Below are 16,892 nucleotides of genomic sequence, written 5' to 3'. Positions count from 1 at the left end.
CCTTTGGTTTATTCTTGGTTTAGCTTATAAGCTGGAGGCAGACTAACATGGCATACGGAAGTGGTGCCGGGGCATACGCGGCCATCGCTCAGGCAACCAAGGCCTCAGGGGTTATAGTCCGCCTGGAGCCGCAGGAATTTTTGGCTGTGCTTAACCGGATAAAAGACCCGCTCATAGTTACCGCTAAGTCCGGCTGGCCGGTTTCCGGACACCAGTACCTTACCAGTTTCAAGGGGCTGGCTTTTTATACAAAATCTTCTTCTCCGTTGGTGCTGCCCGGCATGGCAGATATAATCACCGCCCAGAGTATTTGGATACCCTAATAGCAGGAGACTTATGTCAAAGGTAGATAACCGGCTTCTTTACGCCAGTGAGATATATTCGGAAGAACTGCGTTTCAAGGTTATGGAGATTATGGCCATTATTGAGGCGGCTGTGGGTTTGGGGGTGGTATCATTGCTGGGGTATTTAGCCATCAACCCGCCTACCCCAACTGATAGGGTGCCTTACTGGCTGATAATGCTTATGGCTCTGGTCATGCTGGGTGTGACACTGCTGGTTTACAATATGCGCAAAATGTTTATCAGCCTTTCTACCGAAGGTATTTATATACGTTTCGGTTATTTCAAGCGCTTTTTCCCCTGGCTGGATGTGGAATCGGCTGAAATAAACGGCCGCAACCGTGATTTTTACGGCGGCTATGGCGTGCGTATGACCTGGGATAAAAAGGGGCGGATACTGGTTTGTATCACTCCCAAAACGCCTACAGTTTCCATAAACCTGGTAAACAGCAAATACCGCAAGCTGGTTATTTCTACCAACCGTCCGGATGAGGTGCTTTTGATAGCCAGTAAACATGCCGGAAAGAATTATGGATCTTTTTGATGCCGGGGCTGAAAAACTGAAAAAAAGCCAGTCTCCGCTGGCTGCCAGAATGCGCCCGGAGGGGCTGTCTGAATTTGTGGGGCAGGATCACCTCATAGGTGAAGGCCGCGCCCTCAGACTGGCCATAGAGGGTGACAAAATACCCTCGCTCATTTTCTGGGGGCCGCCGGGTTCAGGCAAAACTACTCTGGCGAATATAATTGCCCGCCGTCTGGATGCCCATTTTTCGGCCCTGAGTGCCGTTTCAGCCGGGGTGGCGGACTTGCGGCGGGTAGTAGAGGAAGCCCGTGAACGCCTGAAATTTGAACGCAGGCGGACTATCCTTTTTATAGATGAAATCCACCGTTTCAACAAATCCCAGCAGGATGCCATTTTGCCCTATGTAGAGGATGGCACAGTGGTGCTTATCGGTGCCACTACTGAAAACCCCTCGTTTGAGGTGAATTCCGCCCTGCTTTCCCGCGCTCAGGTATATGTCTTAAATCCCCTTTCGGAGAAAGAAATATCGCTTATTCTCAAGCGTTCTTTGGAAGACCCAAGCGGTTTGGGGAATTACCATGCCAGACTGCTTGAGGAGGCCGAAAAGCATATCAGCAGTTTTGCTCAGGGTGATGCCCGTATTGCTTTAAATATACTGGAACTGGCGGTTATGACCACCCCGCCGGACAAAGACGGCTGGAGGGTAGTAGGCTTGCCTCAGGTTGAAGATGCCGCCCAGAAGAAAAGCCTGCGGTATGATAAAAGCGGTGAACAGCACTACGATTTGATTTCAGCCCTGCACAAAACTATGAGGGGCTCTGACCCGGATGCGGCTGTTTACTGGCTGGGCAGGATGCTGGAAGCGGGAGAAGACCCTTTATATATTGCCCGCCGGGTAATCCGTTTTGCCACCGAAGACGTGGGTCTGGCTGACCCGCAGGGGCTGGTGGTAGCTATGGCCGCCCAGCAGGCAGTCCATTTCTTGGGTATGCCCGAAGGCAAATTGGCACTGGCCGAAGCGGTTATTTATCTGGCTGCCTCACCCAAAAGCAATTCCGTATATACGGCTTATTCCAGTGTCCAGAAGGAAATAGCCCGAAACCCTCAGGCAGATGTGCCGCTCCACCTTCGCAATGCCCCAACCGGCCTTATGAAAGACCTGGGTTACGGCAAAGATTATAAATATGCCCATAACTATCAAAACCACTTTGTAAAGCAGCAAAATCTGCCCGAAGCTATCAAGAACAGCCGTTTTTATTTTCCGGGTAAACTGGGTTATGAACTTAATATCGTAAACAGGCTGCGTGCCTGGTGGGGAAATGCTAAAGCTGATACAACTACAGGAGAAAAACAGGATGACAGCTGAAAATGAATTTGCACCTCAGATAGCCCGTTTGCCGGGGGTAGATTTATCCTACCGGGAAGCAGGCAGCGGCCCGGCGCTGGTTTTTATGCACGCCGGCATTACTGACAGCCGTTCCTGGCATAACCAGCTCTGCGAATTTGCCAAAGACTATCATGTAATTGCGCCGGATATGCGCGGTTACGGTCAGAGTGTCATTACCGGTGATATTTTTAACTACTACCGTGACGTGCTGGAGTTGCTTCATCTTTTGCGGATAGATAAAGCGGTGCTTGCGGGTAACTCGGTAGGGGGTACGTATGCGCTGGATTTGGCTCTGCTCCACCCGGATATGGTTTCCGCCCTGGTGCTGGTAGACCCGTGTATGCGCGGTTACCGCAATACAGATGAAAAATTTTTAGACCTTGACCGCCAGCTGGAAGAGCTGATTTCGCTTGGACAGAAAACCAAAGCCATAGAGCTTTATCTGCAAATTTGGCTGGTCGGTAACGGCCGGACAGACGCAGATATAGACAAGGGTGTCTACCGGTTGTGCAAGAAAATGCTGGAAGAGAACTATCAGGCAATAGTTGGCGGTAAACGGGAACAAAGATTAAAACGCCCTGAGGCCGAAGACTATCTGAGCCTTAAAATACCTACGCTGGTACTGGTAGGTGAACATGATGTCCCTGATATGCATACCATCGGGGACAGATTTGTTAAGTCCATTCCGCGGGCGTCTTTCCAGGAAATAAAACAGGCCGGGCATTTGCCAGCTTTGGAAAAACCGGCGGCGTTTAACAGTTTGCTGCGGGAGTTTTTAGGGCAAAACGGTCTTTGACTTTTAAACATTTTGGCGGGTTGTACGTAAATCAAAAATTAGCGGCGGGCTATAGACCCGCCGCTTTCTTTGGTGAATATATAACGGTTTATGACTGGCTGATGTCTACAATCGGGGCGGCAGGTGCATTCTTCTTGACGGATTCAATCCCGTTAAGGGCATTGGCACGGGTAGTGTAACCTTCACCGGAATCCGCAATCGTCTGCCCGTTGCTGGCTATTAACCTCCAGCGGAATTCCCCTTTTTTGTCTGTGAAAAGCTCAAATTTAGATGCCATAAATGCCTCCTCAGAGTTATTTATTTAAACCATTATAAACAAATAAATATTGGTGAATAAATAAGTGTAAGTACTTATTTTAGAGTCTGATGGTACCTAAGTAGCTTTTTCGGGGATAGCCGTTATATCCTGAGTTCAGTCTGGCAGTATGCGTATTGGCTTCGGTTTGGTCTTATTCCTTCGGCGGATATTTAATTTATGTCTTGAGAGATTGTACTGTATGGCATATAATATAATGTTCAAAAATGGGTGACAGTCTGCCGGCGGAGTACTTGCTTATATAAGACAGGCAGTTACTCCGGGGTGTTGGCGGGTTTTCGTTTGGCGGCTGTTATTTAATACAAAGATTTCTAGGAGGATACATGGAACTCACACTTGGAGAAGCTACACGCTACGTTTTAAATGAGCAGTATGCTAAAGTGGCTGCAGGCATGTATACAGATGCATTTCATCTGAAAAACGGTGAAACATTTAATCCGGATACTGCAGCTGACAAAGCTAAATGGCTGAATGAGATTGAAGCTAAACTAAAGGAAATTCACTCAGCCAAAAAAGAATCTGGCACTTTCAGCCAGCCCCGCCACGAAATAGCCCAGGAAGCTTATGTGGAAACCAAGCTCTGGCTGGAAAAATTATTGGGCATCAAGGGTTATGAGGAAAAGAACAAGGGTTTCCACCTGGGGCTTGAGTTTAAAGATTCAGTTAAGTAATCTGGTTTTGTAGTACCTAAGAGGGCGGCAGTACGTACTGCCGCCTCTTTTATATCCGCGGGGTAAAGCGCTTGTTTCTGACCGTCAGAAGTACTATCGGCGGGTTTTCCGCATAGCAAGGTAGGTAGCTTCCAGACGGGATAAATCCAGTTCCCCGCTGCGGGACATAAGGAATATATGGTCTTCTTTCATACCCAGCTTGACCATATCCAGGGCTATTTCGTCTGTATCACAGGTGACCACTTTTGAGAGCGGCAGTACGTGTTTGATAGCCCAGCCATGGCTGGTATGGGCGTCATGCAGTATATCAGTACCGACTGCTGTCAGGGTAATAGGCTTTAAGCGGCCTATACGGCAGACCAGACCGGCCAGTATGCCGTAATCAGACATATTTATCGCATGAATAATATCCGGTTTGAGAGACATCAGCGAAAGCTGAGCCTGAAAAAATGTCAGATAAGTAAGCGGGTATTTCACCGGGAATAGCAGATGGTGAAACCGGATTCCCTTATCCAGTGCCGTCCCGTCTTTTACCTGGTCATGGCTGAATATATGTACTTCATGTCCGCGTTTGGCAAAATAATTTGCCCATTTCAGGTTTAACTCATCAGCTGCACCGGCCAGCAGGCAAAGTTTCAGTTTTGTCTTGTTATCCAATTTATTACTCCAGTCTTTTGATGAACGCCATATTTTCTCATTTTAGCTCTAAATAATAAAGGCAAAATATTGGTGCGTATTCCCGTAATCTGCTTAGGGCAGGCACAGTCTGCCGGAATAACTTACATAATAAAAAATATATTTGCCGGGTTAAAGGGTATTTACTTTCTGTCAGCCGGGTGCTTAAACTTAGGGTGGAGGGGTAAAATAACCTGAAAGGATAGAGCTATGATGGATCTGGTTGATACCGCAGCGGCAAATGTGCGCCTTTCGTCCTTGTGCAAAGCAGTTACCCAGGTTGGGCTTATAGATATTCTTCGGGGAGGGCCTTTCACCATACTGGCACCTGACAACGATGCTTTTACCCAAATGCCAGAGGGTATGCTGGATTACCTGATGGGAAATGAGTCTGAATTAAAGTCTGTGCTGCTTTATCACATCATACCCGGCCGGCATACGGTAGAAGATTTGAGTAAACTCTATTCCACCAATACGGCTCTGGATAAGCCGGTGGAGATTTGGATTTCGGGCAAAACGCTGGCTGTAAATACCTCTCACGTTATCACCAAAGATATAGAGACCTCAAATGGTTTGATACACGTTATTGACAAAGTGTTACTTCCGCCCAAATAATATAGTTGTTCGGGTCTTACCGGGTGCATACGTAACCCGGCTTGAGGCAGAACAGACGGCAGTTAATCCGGAGGGGGTGACTGCCGTCCTTTTTTAATGCGGTATATATTTGCCTGAAATTATATAATCCGCTTTGAAAGGCCGCTTTTTTGGCCGCCGTGCCGTATTTTACATCTGTTTTAGCTGTGAAATTGCTTTAAAAAGCCTGTTTGCAGGCTAAATTTGACATTATTTATTGAATTGGGTTATTCTGTTGGCACTTCTTATTTCTCTGCTTCCCTGGTTCTCCAATAGGAGAAGGTTCCCGAATTTACCCCGGCATAGTTATCCATTAACTGTCTGAGTAAATCTTAAGGAGGTCGGAAAGCATGAGCAACTTTTCTCTTATTCTATTCTGCGGGTACTGATAACTTTTCAGTATACGCAGGGTGCCTCTGTCTGCTATAATCACAGCACTTGACTGATTGGTAGTATATTTCTGGTTTGCCGAAAAATTCCGACAAATAGAAGGGGAGTAGTATTCTCTCATTTTATAGTTTAAAGGAATATAAACGGCAGAAACAGGTAAAATCCAGTCGGATTTGGAAACCGCAAAAGCAGGTCTTTTCCGCTAATATATACAAAGACCAGTAATATCAGGAGGTAATGAATGTACAAAAAGATCCTGGTTCCGTTGGACGGTTCAAAGGTTGCTGAAGGAGTATTACCTCATGCTAAGGCCTTAGCCTTTTCCGAGGGTAGCCAGATTCTGGGTAGTGTCAGAAATTTTGTGTATTCTCCAGAAGTACTCTGAAGTGATGATTGGACAACCAACTAAAATATTGATATACACGATTGTCCTTGTTGTTTTGATTATAGCAGCTGGTTCTCTCATCTGTAAATGGGGGACCTCACTCATAATCACTCGGTTGGATCCGGTCGTTGAAAAGAATCATTAACTGCCCCAATATACTGTGCCAGCCCTGTACACTGCCCCATTTCTCAGTTATGTCTAAAATAGCCAGATACAATGATTTCAACAAAGCCGTATCTGATGGATAAGCAGATTTGGTTTTAGTGACCCTCCTCAACCGTCGATTAAAGTTTTCAATTCGGTTCGTTGTATAAATTAACCTGCGGATTTCAGGCGGGTATTTGAAAAAGGTGCTCAGCTCGATCCAGTGATCGAACCAGGACTTGATGGCTGCAGGGTATTTTTTTCCCCATTTCTCTGCAAACACGTCCAACTGGGCTCGTCCTGCTTCCTCAGTCGGCGCCTTGTAAATCTTCTTCATATCTGCCGTATATTCTTTGAGATCCTTGTAGCTGACAAAACGCATGGAATTGCGCACTTGATGCACAATACAGCGTTGAATATCGGTCTTTGGATAAACGGCCCGTATTGCCTCGTTAAAACCGGTTAATCCATCAACAGAGCAAATGAGTATATCTCTGACGCCCCGGTTCTTCAATTCATTCAGGCAGTTCAGCCAGTACTTGCTGCTTTCTGTTTCTCCAATCCATAAGCCGCAGACATCACTTCTTCCATTCAGATCGATGCCAATAGCCAGATACACGGCACGCTGCTGAACCATGCCCTCTGTCCGCACAGGGTAATGAATGGCATCAAAGAACATCATGGCGTACAGGGGCTTGAGCGGCCGATTCTGCCACTCCCTGATCTCGGGCAATATCTTGTCTGTAATCCTGCAGATCAGATCTGCAGACAGCTCAACCCCATAGAGGGATTTGACGTGTTCTGCGATATCTCTCGTGCTCATGCCCTTGGCGTACATCGAAATAATCTGATTATCCAAGCCGTCGATCTCACGCTGATATTTGGGTACAATCCGCGGCTCATACTCACCCTGGCGATCCCGGGGAACGTCAATTTTTATCTCACCATATTCAGAGCGAAGTGTCTTTGGTGTTGTGCCATTCCGGCTGTTATCTGTTTTCTTGTTTTGACTGTCCCATTTGGCATAACCCAGTTCTTCATCCAGTTCTGCCTGCATCATGCATTCCAGTGTGCTGCCAATCAGATCCTTAAGTGCTTCTTTGATATCGTCTGCATTTTTGATGTCATAAGCTTCAATGAATCCTTCCAGCCATCCTTCCGGCAGCCGATCTGATGTCCGTTCTCTCTTTGCCATAGTAAAATCCTCCTATTGTGGTTTTTATTGTATTTTACCATCTGAAGGATTTACACAAAATATTTTACACTCCCAGATTCTGCTTATAAATGTGGTCTCCAACCCCGCTATGGAGTTTGCATTTTCTGACCCTGCCATTGCCGCTATTTCGGTAAACGAACAGGTAGATACCGGCAAAGAATATATGGCCAGTATTGGAAACAAACTTAAAAGCGAAGGGTATGACGTCAGGGTTCTGTTAAGGGAAGGCGGAGCAGCTGAAGTTATACTGAAAACAGCAGAGGAAGAGAAGGTGGACGTGATTGCCATGTCCACGCACGGAAGAAGCGGTGCTGCCCGCTGGTTACTGGGAAGCGTAGCCGAACGGGTTGTCCGCCACTCCAATATTCCCATTATGCTTATCCGCTCAAGCGAATAATCTGCTTGTCCTGGGCGGCAAGGCAATTAACAAATAAATTAAAAGAGAACTGTATAGGAGGGACATATGATGCAAACATCTAGCCCCCCCACTCCAAAAGGCATATGGAAGGTAATATTCGCTTCCTCTGCCGGTACGGTTATAGAATGGTATGACTTTTATATCTTCGGTGCTTTGGCAACTACCATTGCCAGCAAATTCTATAATACCGGTACCCCCATCGGCGATATTATCGCTTGGCTGGGCACGTTTGCTGTCGGTTTTCTAGTTCGCCCGTTCGGTGCTATAGTTTTCGGCCGGATAGGTGACCTGGTTGGCCGCAAATTTACTTATCTTATTACAATTACCATCATGGGCTCGTGCACCTTCCTCATTGGTTTATTGCCCACTCAGGACGTGCTGGGCGCCTGGGCAGGTATAATCCTTATTACCATGCGTATTCTGCAAGGTCTGGCCTTGGGTGGTCAGTACGGCGGTGCGGCTACTTTTGTGGCTGAACACGCTCCGCAGGGAAAGCGTGGTTATTACACCAGCTGGATTCAGACTACAGCTACACTGGGTTTGCTTATCTCCCTGGGTGTCATATTAGTCACCCGTATGGGTCTGGGAGAAGCAGACTTCAACGAATGGGGCTGGCGTCTGCCATTCATGGCTTCCATATTACTGGTGGCGCTGTCACTCTGGATACGCAGTGCTTTAAAAGAATCTCCTCTGTTCCAGCAGCTGAAGGATACCAAAGCTGTTTCCAAAAACCCGCTCAAGGAAAGCTTTGCTAATCCTTATAACCTGCGCTGGGTTCTGATAGCCCTGTTCGGGGCTACCATGGGTCAGGGCGTGGTCTGGTACACAGGTCAATTCTATGCGCTGTTCTATCTGCAGAAAATATTTGAGACACCTCTGATTGATTCCAACCTGATAGTCGGTGCGGCGCTGCTGCTATCCATGCCGTTTTTTGTCTTCTTCGGGTCTCTCTCAGACCGGATAGGCCGGAAAAAGGTAATGCTTACCGGTATGCTTCTGGCGGTGCTGACTTACTACCCCATTTACGGCCTGATGGCGGCCTTTGCGCCTACAGACCCCGGCCAGCACTTCCTGTTCGGTTATATAGGCTATAATCCTGTCATGCTGGGTATCCTGGTATTTATCCAGGTAATTTACGTGACTATGGTTTACGGGCCTATTGCCGCCTTCCTGGTAGAGCTGTTCCCCACCAAGATACGTTACACCTCTATGTCTTTGCCTTACCATCTGGGTAACGGCGTCTTCGGTGGTCTGGTGCCTATGATAGGTTTGATACTTATCAATGCCACCGGAAATGACTTTGCCGGATTGTGGTGGCCGATGGCAATTGCCGGTATCTGTATGGTAGTTGGTTTCATGTTTATTAAAGAAACCAACAAGGTAGATATATCCGATGCTTCCACCTCAATTTCGGTTAAACATGAATCTGACCAACGGGCACTGGATAAATAAAATTTTTTCAGGTATAAGCTAGTACTCTCTAAGATTTAACAGTACAAGCCGGGTAAATGAGTGCCGCCCCTCCACAAAGAGGGGCGGACGGTTTTATATGGCAAAAGAAGCTTAAAAGACCTGTATCGGATAGCTGTCTGCGCTGCTTAAACCCACCTCGTTTCATACAAAAGGGGCAACTTTAGATTGCCCCCTGGTAAAGGCTATCAGCCCAAATACGGCTAATTACTTTCAGTGCGTTTGCGAGCCCTAAGTCTCATTTCGGTATCCAGTATCTTCTTCCGCAGGCGGATACTTTTGGGAGTGACCTCAACCAGCTCATCTTCGGCGATAAAATCCATAGATTGCTCAAGGCTGAGTTTCATAGGCGGCACCAGTTTTATGGCAATGTCCGAAGTAGACGAACGGATATTGGTCATCTTTTTCTGCTTGCAGACATTTACTGCCAGGTCAAGACCTCTGGCATGCAGGCCGACTATCATGCCCTCGTACACAGGTACATTGGCATCTATCATCAGTATGCCCCGTTCCTGTGAGTTATTAAGCCCGTAAGTGCAGGACAAACCTGCTTCGGCTGCCACCAATGCGCCGGTCCGGCTTTGCTCTATTTCACCGCACCAGGGCTGAAAATCCAGAAACTGGCTGTTCAGTACGCCTGTGCCTCTGGTAGCTGTCAGGAACGAGTTGCGGAAGCCGATAAGACCGCGGGTGGGTATGTTATATTCCAGCCTTACGTTTCCTTCGCCGTCATTGTGCATATCAGTCATGCGGGCCTGGCGTTTACCCAGAAGTTCGGTGACCTCTCCCACAAAATCCTCGCGGACATCTATCGTCAGAGTTTCCACCGGCTCATAGACTTTGCCGTTTATATCTTTCGTGATGGCTTCGGGTTTGGATATTTCAAATTCATACCCTTCGCGGCGCATGGTCTCTACCAGGATGGACAGGTGGAGTTCGCCCCGCCCGGAAATCAAAAATGAGTCCGGCGAATCAGTTTCCTCAACCCTCAGCCCTATATTGGTCTCCAGTTCACGGAAAAGCCTTTCCCGAAGCTGGCGTGAGGTGCAGAATTTACCTTCCCGCCCCCCGAAAGGTGAGGTATTGACCCCGAAAGTCATTCTGACAGTAGGTTCGCCTATTTCAATGCGGGGCAGGGCCTCAGGCTGGAGAGGGCTGGTGACGGTATCACCTATTGAGGCGTTTTCCAGACCGGTAATGGCTACTATCTCACCTGCTTCGGCACACTCCACTTCCTGTTTGCCCAATCCCATAAAGGTAAATACCTGACCCACTTCAAAAGGGTGAGCTTTATTTTGGGAATCTATATTAACTACCCGGTCATGGGAGCATATTTTACCCCGCTGAATGCGCCCGATAGCTATCCGCCCTTTGTGGGTATCATAATCCAGGTTGGAAATAAGCATTTGGAATTCACCCTGGGCGATGCTGGGCGGGGGAATTTTATCCAGTATGCACTCAAACAGGGGGATAAGGTCAGTGCTTTTTGTACCGGGGGTATTTACGGCATACCCTTCGCGGGCAGAGGTATAAACTACCGGGAAGTCCAGCTGTTCCTCGGTGGTAGCCAGCTCCAGAAACAAGTCCTGTACCAGCCCCAGCACTATTTCAGGGCGGGCATTTTCGCGGTCTATCTTGTTTATAACTACAATAGGCTTCAGCTTTTTCTGCATGGCTTCCTTAAGCACAAAACGGGTTTGGGGCATAGGGCCGTCTATACTGTCAATCACCAAGAGACAGCCGTCTGCCATATTCAGTACCCGCTCAACCTCACCCGAAAAGTCAGCATGTCCGGGAGTATCAATGATGTTTATCTTTACTCCGCGGTAGGTTATGGCGGTGTTTTTGGCCAGAATAGTAATGCCTTTTTCCCGTTCAAGGGTGTTTCGGTCCATAATAAGCTCGCCAACGTGCTGGTTTTCACGGAAAATGCGGCTTTGTTTAAGCATCACGTCTACCAGGCTGGTTTTGCCGTGGTCTACGTGGGCAATAATAGCAATATTACGGATATCGGTTCTCTGGTAGTTTTCCAAAATCTTTCTCCTGAAAATAGCCTGGTTACCAGGGCATACTTCGCCCTGCAAATCACAAAAGAATGAAAAAGCGGGAATTAAACGGAAGAAACCAGTCGGTAACGCTGGCGTAAGCCGTAGGGGATATGGATAAAAAGGTTATTCAAGTTGGTCTTTACTGCTTTATTATTCACTGCTTAGAGAAATATTTTACTCTTTTCAGGAAAATATGGCAAAAAGGTTAAATTGGTATTTGTAAATAGCCAGGCACAATTGTATAATTACCTTCGGTGGTTTAGAACACAGGTTGTCTCATCGGTTAACCCTTCACTTTGGATGACCGCAACTCTAGCCAACTATTTTCAGAGAGGAGGTCATCCAGATTGGCTTACCAGGATAAAGAAATCCAGTGTGCTGATTGTGGCGCTTCATTCACCTTTACAGCTTCAGAGCAGGAGCTTTATGCTTCCCGCGGCTACACCAATGATCCCAAGCGCTGCGTTAGCTGCCGCCAGGCCCGCAAGGCTGAAAGAGGCGGTTCGACCGGTGGTTTCGGGGGTATGAGCAGAGGTCCTGCTCGCCAGATGTTCCAGGCTGTCTGCGCTCAGTGCGGTCAGGACACCGAGGTTCCCTTTGAACCCCGCCAGGGTCGCCCCGTGTATTGCAGCAATTGCTACAACCGCGTAAAAGGCGGCAGATAGGCACTAGTTTAAGAAACTAAACAAAGCCCTGCTTTTAAAAGCAGGGCTTTTTATTTATCCCCGGAGGTTTTTTTAAAGGCAGGAATAGAAAACCTATTCCAGTTCGTAATAATATTGGGCCAGCATGGGGTCCTGGTTTTCCAGTACCTTAAGGGCATCTGCATCACCCTTCAGATAGTAGTTCATAAAAGCCAGACTGTAAGTCATAATGACTTCAATCCGCCCGTCATGGTTTACATGCGGCAGCGGGTCTGAAATGCTGTAAGGTGACTGGCTGAAGGTAAAGTGATGGGACTGGCTGACCACCAGAAAGAATTTAGGTGCGCTAAGCCCCTGGTCAGTTACCCAGAGGTCATCTTCGGCACTGGTCATCATCAGGTCATAATCCCCCCGCATAACCATAACCGGAATATTCACATTGTCCAAATTGTTCTCAAAGGGATAAGCCGGTGTGGCCAGCAGGATTATGGCTTTTATCCGCGGATCAGCCACCGCCGGGTCAGGGTGGGCACCGCTAAGAGAGAGCGTGGTCAGCCCCCCCAGTGAATGCCCGGCCATGCCTATTTTATCTGCATCTATCAGCCCGTAAAAAGGCGAAGACGGATTTTTATTCATATTCAGTACATAATCCAGACTGAAACGGGACTGGTTTATGCGGTAATTTTCCAGATAGTTAAGGTAATTATCACGGAAAAAATTGTCTACTGCTGAAAAAAGGTTATCAGTACGGTTATCCCAGTCTGTTCTGGGGGTAGTGGAGATATAATCTGAAAAAATTATTGACGGCATGTCATTAAACTCTACTGATGCCACCACATATCCCTGTCCCACCAGACTTTCCTTAAGATAAAGGGGATCAATGTCATTAGCGTTCAGTCCGTGATTAAAAATAATAAGCGGATACGGCCCGCCGCTGAAATCTGCCAGTGTGCCGTCAAATCCCTCAAAAGAGAAAGAACCCTGGCCGGTGGTGGGATACCAGATTGAAATATCCAGAACCTCGGGGTCTTTGCCCGCCTGATTAAAGGTTATCTGCCCCTGAATGTTGCCTACCTGATACTGGGCTACCAGGCTTGAATTTACGTACGGGACAATGGCGGCGCTGATTATCATGGGCAACCCGAGCAGAGCTATGCTTGCGAGTATAATTCCCCAGCGGAAAATAGCTTTAGTAGTCTGGCTTATTGTAATATTACGAATCACCCTAACTAAACCCTGCCTTTATCAGTGTATCTAACTTGTATCTCAGGTGGATATTATTTTAAAATACCTTACTGGATTACAATAATAACACACTGACCCTAAAAAACGTAACATCAGCTTTGGCATGATTCAAGATACAGCATGGTTGTTTGGGCGGATACTCCTGGATTATTGGGCTATTCCTGAGATTCGGGTGATTTGGGGCTGAGAACAGGCTGTAAAGATATAGTAACCAGATTATCATAGTGTGTATATAATATGTTCAAGATTTTGTCCCTATTTGTCCTTTGCATAGCGAGTTGCTATAATGTAAAAAGAGTCTTGTAAGAGTATAAATATATTGTTACAAAGGATTAGGAGAATATCATGGCTGATTTAATGACTGTTCGCGAAGTAGCCGAATATCTCAGAGTTACCCAGAAAACAATTTACCGTCTTCTCCAGCGTAATGCTATTCCGGCGTTGAAGGTCAGCCATAGCTGGCGTTTTGACAAGTCATCTATTGACGAATGGTTACGCAAGAGTGCGGTTGGCGTAAGAGCAAGTGTCCTGGTTATTGATGATGAGAGTACAGTGCGCAGTCTTTTCAAAGAGACTTTGGAAGACCAGGGACATGCGGTCAGCATGGCCAAAAACGGGGACGAAGCACTGGAACAGCTGCAAAGTAAAGACTTTGACCTGGTATTCCTTGACCTCAAAATGCCCGGTTTAAATGGGGCGGAACTTTACCAGAAGATTCGGGCCATCAAACCTAAACTGCCGGTTACTATCATAACCGGTTATCCTGACAGCGACACTATGGCCAAAGTATTGGCACAAGGTCCCTTTGGTGTTATGAACAAGCCCTTCGGTGAGATGGATATCATAAACGCCACCAAGAATTTTCTCCGCATTTCCCCCGAAGCTTAAGCAGTTTTAATTTTTCACTCTAAAAGAAGACCAGCCTCAGGCTGGTCTTTTTCTTTTCAACTCTGTACTTTATTAGGCATTTTTAAACATGTATAATAAAAGACGTAATAATCTGTATAGCGGGGTAAAACATATCCGGGTAAATTAAGCGGTGTCAGAAAGTCCGGCTGTATTTGGGAAGGCCGTTATTGATACTGCTTCCGGGGATACTCAGATTTGGCACGGGATACCGTATATTTTGTAGGAATTACTGATGGAAAAAGCCGAACTTTTTCATTTATTTTTAGATAATATGCTGGATGCGGTGGCGGTTTATGAAGCCTCTGGGGAAGGAAAGCCGCTCAAATTCCTGGAGGCCAACGGGCAAATGTGCCGTTACCTCGGCCATACCCATGAAGATTTTTTAAGGATACAGCCTGCGGATGTCAGTTTTGAGTGTTTCAATATAAACCGGATTGTATGGCTGGACCTGCTGGAAAGCCGTTACCTTTCAATAGAATACCTGTATAATACCAAAGACAACAGGTCTGTACCTATAGAAATACATTATCATTTATTCCAGCTGGATGAAAGAAATCTGGTATTTTTAACTATCCGGGATATTTCTGAACGCAAAAAGGCTGAAGAGAAGCAACGCAGATTAGAAAAAGACCTTAATCTTTCCAGCCGCTTAGCCTCGGTGGGTGCGCTCACAGCCGGAGTAGCTCATGAGATAAACAGCCCGCTTACCAGTATTCTCGGTTTTTCGGAAAGGCTGGCCCGTAAATGCACCAGCGAAGAACAGCACCGGGATATTGAGCGTATCCATACGGAAGCCTTGAGGGCGGCCAAGGTAATAGATAACCTGCGCACATTTGCCCGCAGCTACCAGCAGGAAAAGAAGCTGTGCGGACTTAATGAAATTATCCGTAAATCTGTGGAACTGCGTGAATACGAGCTGGTTGTGCAGAATATAGTAGTGGAACTGGAACTGGCGGAAAATCTGCCGGCTACTTTGCTGGATTTTTACAAGATACAGCAGGTGCTGGTTAATATGATACTTAATGCCGAACAGGCCATGTATCAGGCTCACGGGCGGGGCAGGCTGCTTATTAAGACCCAGAATATGGGCAATTATATCCGCATGATAATAGAAGATAACGGGCCGGGTATTTCACCAGAAATTGCGGAAAAGGTATTTGACCCGTTTTTCACCACTAAGGAAGACAGCCGGGGTACGGGGCTGGGACTGAGTGTGTGTTACGGTATTATTATGGAACATGACGGCAAGATACAGCTTGAAAGCAAGCTGGGCCAGGGAACGCGGTTTATTATAGATTTGCCTGTTAAAAACAGCCGGATATCCCGGAAAAAGGCCGCCGAAGTAGTGGTGGTGAAGGTAAACGCTAAGACCCCCGCAAAATTGCCGAAATCTTTGCCTCAAAATCTGCCTGACTAAGTGAGTAAAAGGCTACCACTTTGTTTCTGCCGCTAAGCCCGCGGCATATTTCTATTTCTGATTTCGGGGTATCAAGCAGCTCACTCAGGTAGTCTACCAGGGCTTTGTTGGCCTTGCCCTTTTCCGGCTGGGCAGCTATCTTGATTTTCAGCAGACCATTTTCATACCCGGTCAGCTCATTCCTCTGGGCAGAAGGCAATATTTTTAAATTTACCCTAAACGGGCTTTCTTTGGCTGGCATATTAAACCCTCTAAAAGGTAATATAATACTATGATTGATAACCCAGATTATAAACTAACTCTTCTGGCAGGGGAAATAGGCCGGCTGCTTAATAAGTGCAAGCTCAGTTTGGGCGTTACGGAATCCGCAACCGGCGGGCTGGTTTCACACGCCATTACCAATATTCCCGGCTGTTCGGCTTATTATCTGGGCTCGGTCACCAGTTACTCTAACAGTATCAAACAAAAACTTTTAGGTGTATCCACCCGAACGCTGGAAAGTCAGGGTGCGGTAAGTGCTGAAACCGCCTGCCAGATGGCTTCGGGGGGCAGGCAGCTGCTGGGTGCCGATATTTGTTTGTCGGATACCGGCATTGCCGGGCCGGGGGGTGAAACCCCGTCTAAGCCGGTGGGGCTTTTTTATTTGGGATTGTCCACCCCGGAGGGTGTCAAAGCATTTGAACGCCGTTTTGCGGGCAGCCGTGAGGAAATAAAATATCAGGCGGCTATGGCTGTTTTAGAGATACTGAAGGAATACCTGAAAGATACCTTTGGTGAATAACCTGCCCCGTATCCAGCCGGTGGTAACTGCTTTTCTTATAAAAAATGGCAAAGTGCTTTTATTTAAACGCAGCCAGCGGGTGGGCAGCTACCGGGGGCGCTGGGCGGCTGTATCCGGGCATATGGATACCTCACCCCTTGCACAGGTTTACACTGAAATATCCGAGGAAACCGGTTACACTCCCGAAGAACTGGTGCTGCTCAAAGAAGGACAGGTATTTGAGTACCATGATACTGCGCTGGGTATCCTCTGGCAGATACATCCCTTCCTTTTTCACCTGAAAATTGACAGGCCGCCTAAGATAGACTGGGAGCATACGGATTTCCGCTGGGTTTTGCCGTCTGAAATAGCTTCCCTTGCTACTGTTCCCCTGCTGAAAGAGGCGTTTGAAAGCCTGAGCGGATAAACGGCTGCGTTGTCCCCGTTTACTTCAGGGTGTTATACTTGCGGGTATAAACTAGTTTAGAAATGGAGTCTGTATTC

Annotated in this window: 20 protein-coding genes; 14 read left to right on the top strand and 6 right to left on the bottom strand. The window is 47.1% G+C overall.

The annotated features are described in order from the left end of the window. Nucleotides 1-47: 47 nt before the first annotated feature. The 4 genes from DET_RS06720 to DET_RS06705 are packed head-to-tail and all read left to right on the top strand — an operon-like array spanning nt 48 to nt 3,047. Nucleotides 48-323: a hypothetical protein gene (locus tag DET_RS06720; RefSeq protein WP_010937000.1), complete on the top strand. Its 276-nt coding sequence runs from the start codon at nt 48-50 to the stop codon at nt 321-323. 13 nt (nt 324-336) lie between these two features. Further along, nucleotides 337-885, top strand: a complete 549-nt coding sequence (locus DET_RS06715; protein ID WP_010936999.1) for a hypothetical protein — start codon at nt 337-339, stop codon at nt 883-885. Further along, nucleotides 857-2,230: a replication-associated recombination protein A gene (locus DET_RS06710; RefSeq protein WP_010936998.1), complete on the top strand. Its 1,374-nt coding sequence runs from the start codon at nt 857-859 to the stop codon at nt 2,228-2,230. Before DET_RS06715 ends, DET_RS06710 begins: the two co-directional genes overlap by 29 nt. Next, nucleotides 2,220-3,047, top strand: coding sequence for an alpha/beta fold hydrolase (locus DET_RS06705; protein WP_010936997.1), 828 nt, complete (start codon nt 2,220-2,222; stop codon nt 3,045-3,047). Before DET_RS06710 ends, DET_RS06705 begins: the two co-directional genes overlap by 11 nt. A gap of 88 nt (nt 3,048-3,135) precedes the next feature. Here DET_RS06705 and DET_RS06700 read toward each other — a convergent pair whose 3' ends face one another. Beyond that, on the bottom strand, nt 3,136-3,324 hold the full coding sequence (locus DET_RS06700; RefSeq protein ID WP_010936996.1) for an HVO_2922 family protein: 189 nt from the start codon (nt 3,322-3,324) through the stop codon (nt 3,136-3,138). Between the two features lie 362 nt (nt 3,325-3,686). Here DET_RS06700 and DET_RS06695 point away from each other — a divergent pair, with 362 nt between their 5' ends. Continuing rightward, entirely contained in the window at nt 3,687-4,034 is a 348-nt protein-coding gene (locus tag DET_RS06695; RefSeq protein ID WP_010936995.1) for a hypothetical protein, read from the top strand. A gap of 93 nt (nt 4,035-4,127) precedes the next feature. Here DET_RS06695 and DET_RS06690 read toward each other — a convergent pair whose 3' ends face one another. Then, the gene (locus tag DET_RS06690) at nt 4,128-4,691 is read right to left on the bottom strand and encodes a glycosyltransferase (RefSeq protein ID WP_010936994.1); all 564 of its coding nucleotides are present in this window, start codon (nt 4,689-4,691) and stop codon (nt 4,128-4,130) included. A gap of 228 nt (nt 4,692-4,919) precedes the next feature. Between DET_RS06690 and DET_RS06685 the strand changes: the two genes are divergently transcribed. Both DET_RS06685 and DET_RS08610 read left to right on the top strand, forming a co-directional pair. Next, nucleotides 4,920-5,324 (top strand): fasciclin domain-containing protein, encoded by a 405-nt coding sequence (locus DET_RS06685; RefSeq protein WP_010936992.1) that lies wholly within the window; start codon nt 4,920-4,922, stop codon nt 5,322-5,324. Between the two features lie 649 nt (nt 5,325-5,973). After that, nucleotides 5,974-6,117 carry a universal stress protein gene (locus DET_RS08610; protein WP_234943805.1) on the top strand — a complete coding sequence of 48 codons (144 nt, stop codon included), beginning with the start codon at nt 5,974-5,976 and terminating at the stop codon, nt 6,115-6,117. A gap of 97 nt (nt 6,118-6,214) precedes the next feature. Here DET_RS08610 and DET_RS06680 read toward each other — a convergent pair whose 3' ends face one another. Then, complete coding sequence (locus tag DET_RS06680; RefSeq protein WP_010936990.1) at nt 6,215-7,456, bottom strand: IS256-like element ISDet4 family transposase; 1,242 nt, start codon at nt 7,454-7,456, stop codon at nt 6,215-6,217. Here DET_RS06680 and DET_RS08855 point away from each other — a divergent pair. Together DET_RS08855 and DET_RS06670 are read left to right on the top strand one after the other, a co-directional pair. Continuing rightward, nucleotides 7,398-7,874 (top strand): universal stress protein, encoded by a 477-nt coding sequence (locus DET_RS08855; RefSeq protein ID WP_080505027.1) that lies wholly within the window; start codon nt 7,398-7,400, stop codon nt 7,872-7,874. The two genes, DET_RS06680 and DET_RS08855, sit on opposite strands and share 59 nt — an antisense overlap. A 66-nt stretch (nt 7,875-7,940) precedes the next feature. Further along, on the top strand, nt 7,941-9,347 hold the full coding sequence (locus tag DET_RS06670) for an MFS transporter (protein WP_010936988.1): 1,407 nt from the start codon (nt 7,941-7,943) through the stop codon (nt 9,345-9,347). Nucleotides 9,348-9,568: 221 nt separating this feature from the next. Here the strand turns inward: DET_RS06670 and typA are convergent, their stop codons facing one another. Then, complete coding sequence (typA, locus tag DET_RS06665; protein WP_010936987.1) at nt 9,569-11,398, bottom strand: translational GTPase TypA; 1,830 nt, start codon at nt 11,396-11,398, stop codon at nt 9,569-9,571. 362 nt (nt 11,399-11,760) lie between these two features. Here typA and DET_RS06660 point away from each other — a divergent pair, with 362 nt between their 5' ends. After that, on the top strand, nt 11,761-12,078 hold the full coding sequence (locus DET_RS06660) for a zinc-ribbon domain containing protein (RefSeq protein WP_010936985.1): 318 nt from the start codon (nt 11,761-11,763) through the stop codon (nt 12,076-12,078). 93 nt (nt 12,079-12,171) lie between these two features. Here DET_RS06660 and DET_RS06655 read toward each other — a convergent pair whose 3' ends face one another. Continuing rightward, nucleotides 12,172-13,191 (bottom strand): alpha/beta hydrolase family protein, encoded by a 1,020-nt coding sequence (locus DET_RS06655; protein ID WP_234943803.1) that lies wholly within the window; start codon nt 13,189-13,191, stop codon nt 12,172-12,174. 456 nt (nt 13,192-13,647) lie between these two features. On the opposite strand from DET_RS06655, the gene DET_RS06645 reads away from it, so the two are divergent. Further along, nucleotides 13,648-14,190, top strand: coding sequence for a response regulator (locus DET_RS06645; RefSeq protein WP_010936983.1), 543 nt, complete (start codon nt 13,648-13,650; stop codon nt 14,188-14,190). 253 nt (nt 14,191-14,443) lie between these two features. Then, nucleotides 14,444-15,628, top strand: a complete 1,185-nt coding sequence (locus DET_RS06640; protein WP_010936982.1) for a two-component system sensor histidine kinase NtrB — start codon at nt 14,444-14,446, stop codon at nt 15,626-15,628. Here the strand turns inward: DET_RS06640 and DET_RS06635 are convergent. Continuing rightward, nucleotides 15,576-15,869, bottom strand: a complete 294-nt coding sequence (locus DET_RS06635) for a DUF167 domain-containing protein (protein ID WP_010936981.1) — start codon at nt 15,867-15,869, stop codon at nt 15,576-15,578. The genes DET_RS06640 and DET_RS06635 overlap by 53 nt on opposite strands. A 30-nt stretch (nt 15,870-15,899) precedes the next feature. On the opposite strand from DET_RS06635, the gene DET_RS06630 reads away from it, so the two are divergent. After that, nucleotides 15,900-16,409: a CinA family protein gene (locus DET_RS06630; RefSeq protein WP_010936980.1), complete on the top strand. Its 510-nt coding sequence runs from the start codon at nt 15,900-15,902 to the stop codon at nt 16,407-16,409. After that, nucleotides 16,402-16,815 carry an NUDIX domain-containing protein gene (locus DET_RS06625; RefSeq protein ID WP_041223401.1) on the top strand — a complete coding sequence of 138 codons (414 nt, stop codon included), beginning with the start codon at nt 16,402-16,404 and terminating at the stop codon, nt 16,813-16,815. The genes DET_RS06630 and DET_RS06625 overlap by 8 nt, the downstream gene beginning before the upstream one ends. Nucleotides 16,816-16,892: the final 77 nt, after the last annotated feature.

Origin of the sequence: Dehalococcoides mccartyi 195 (genome assembly GCF_000011905.1) — a bacterium.
Classification (GTDB): Bacteria; Chloroflexota; Dehalococcoidia; order Dehalococcoidales; family Dehalococcoidaceae; genus Dehalococcoides; species Dehalococcoides mccartyi.
The sequence above is the reverse complement of the archived record's forward strand: the minus strand, read 5'-3'. Positions and strand labels throughout refer to the sequence as shown.

Excerpts from the sequence above, each read along its gene's own strand:
- DET_RS06720 (WP_010937000.1), top strand. The coding sequence starts at position 48 with ATGGCATACGGAAGTGGTGCCGGGGCATACGCGGCCATCGCTCAGGCA.
- DET_RS06715 (WP_010936999.1), top strand. The coding sequence starts at position 337 with ATGTCAAAGGTAGATAACCGGCTTCTTTACGCCAGTGAGATATATTCG.
- DET_RS06710 (WP_010936998.1), top strand. The coding sequence starts at position 857 with ATGCCGGAAAGAATTATGGATCTTTTTGATGCCGGGGCTGAAAAACTG.
- DET_RS06705 (WP_010936997.1), top strand. The coding sequence starts at position 2,220 with ATGACAGCTGAAAATGAATTTGCACCTCAGATAGCCCGTTTGCCGGGG.
- DET_RS06700 (WP_010936996.1), bottom strand. The coding sequence starts at position 3,324 with ATGGCATCTAAATTTGAGCTTTTCACAGACAAAAAAGGGGAATTCCGC.
- DET_RS06695 (WP_010936995.1), top strand. The coding sequence starts at position 3,687 with ATGGAACTCACACTTGGAGAAGCTACACGCTACGTTTTAAATGAGCAG.
- DET_RS06685 (WP_010936992.1), top strand. The coding sequence starts at position 4,920 with ATGATGGATCTGGTTGATACCGCAGCGGCAAATGTGCGCCTTTCGTCC.
- DET_RS08610 (WP_234943805.1), top strand. The coding sequence starts at position 5,974 with ATGTACAAAAAGATCCTGGTTCCGTTGGACGGTTCAAAGGTTGCTGAA.
- DET_RS08855 (WP_080505027.1), top strand. The coding sequence starts at position 7,398 with ATGAATCCTTCCAGCCATCCTTCCGGCAGCCGATCTGATGTCCGTTCT.
- DET_RS06680 (WP_010936990.1), bottom strand. The coding sequence starts at position 7,456 with ATGGCAAAGAGAGAACGGACATCAGATCGGCTGCCGGAAGGATGGCTG.
- DET_RS06670 (WP_010936988.1), top strand. The coding sequence starts at position 7,941 with ATGATGCAAACATCTAGCCCCCCCACTCCAAAAGGCATATGGAAGGTA.
- DET_RS06655 (WP_234943803.1), bottom strand. The coding sequence starts at position 13,191 with ATGATAATCAGCGCCGCCATTGTCCCGTACGTAAATTCAAGCCTGGTA.
- DET_RS06645 (WP_010936983.1), top strand. The coding sequence starts at position 13,648 with ATGGCTGATTTAATGACTGTTCGCGAAGTAGCCGAATATCTCAGAGTT.
- DET_RS06640 (WP_010936982.1), top strand. The coding sequence starts at position 14,444 with ATGGAAAAAGCCGAACTTTTTCATTTATTTTTAGATAATATGCTGGAT.
- DET_RS06635 (WP_010936981.1), bottom strand. The coding sequence starts at position 15,869 with ATGCCAGCCAAAGAAAGCCCGTTTAGGGTAAATTTAAAAATATTGCCT.
- DET_RS06630 (WP_010936980.1), top strand. The coding sequence starts at position 15,900 with ATGATTGATAACCCAGATTATAAACTAACTCTTCTGGCAGGGGAAATA.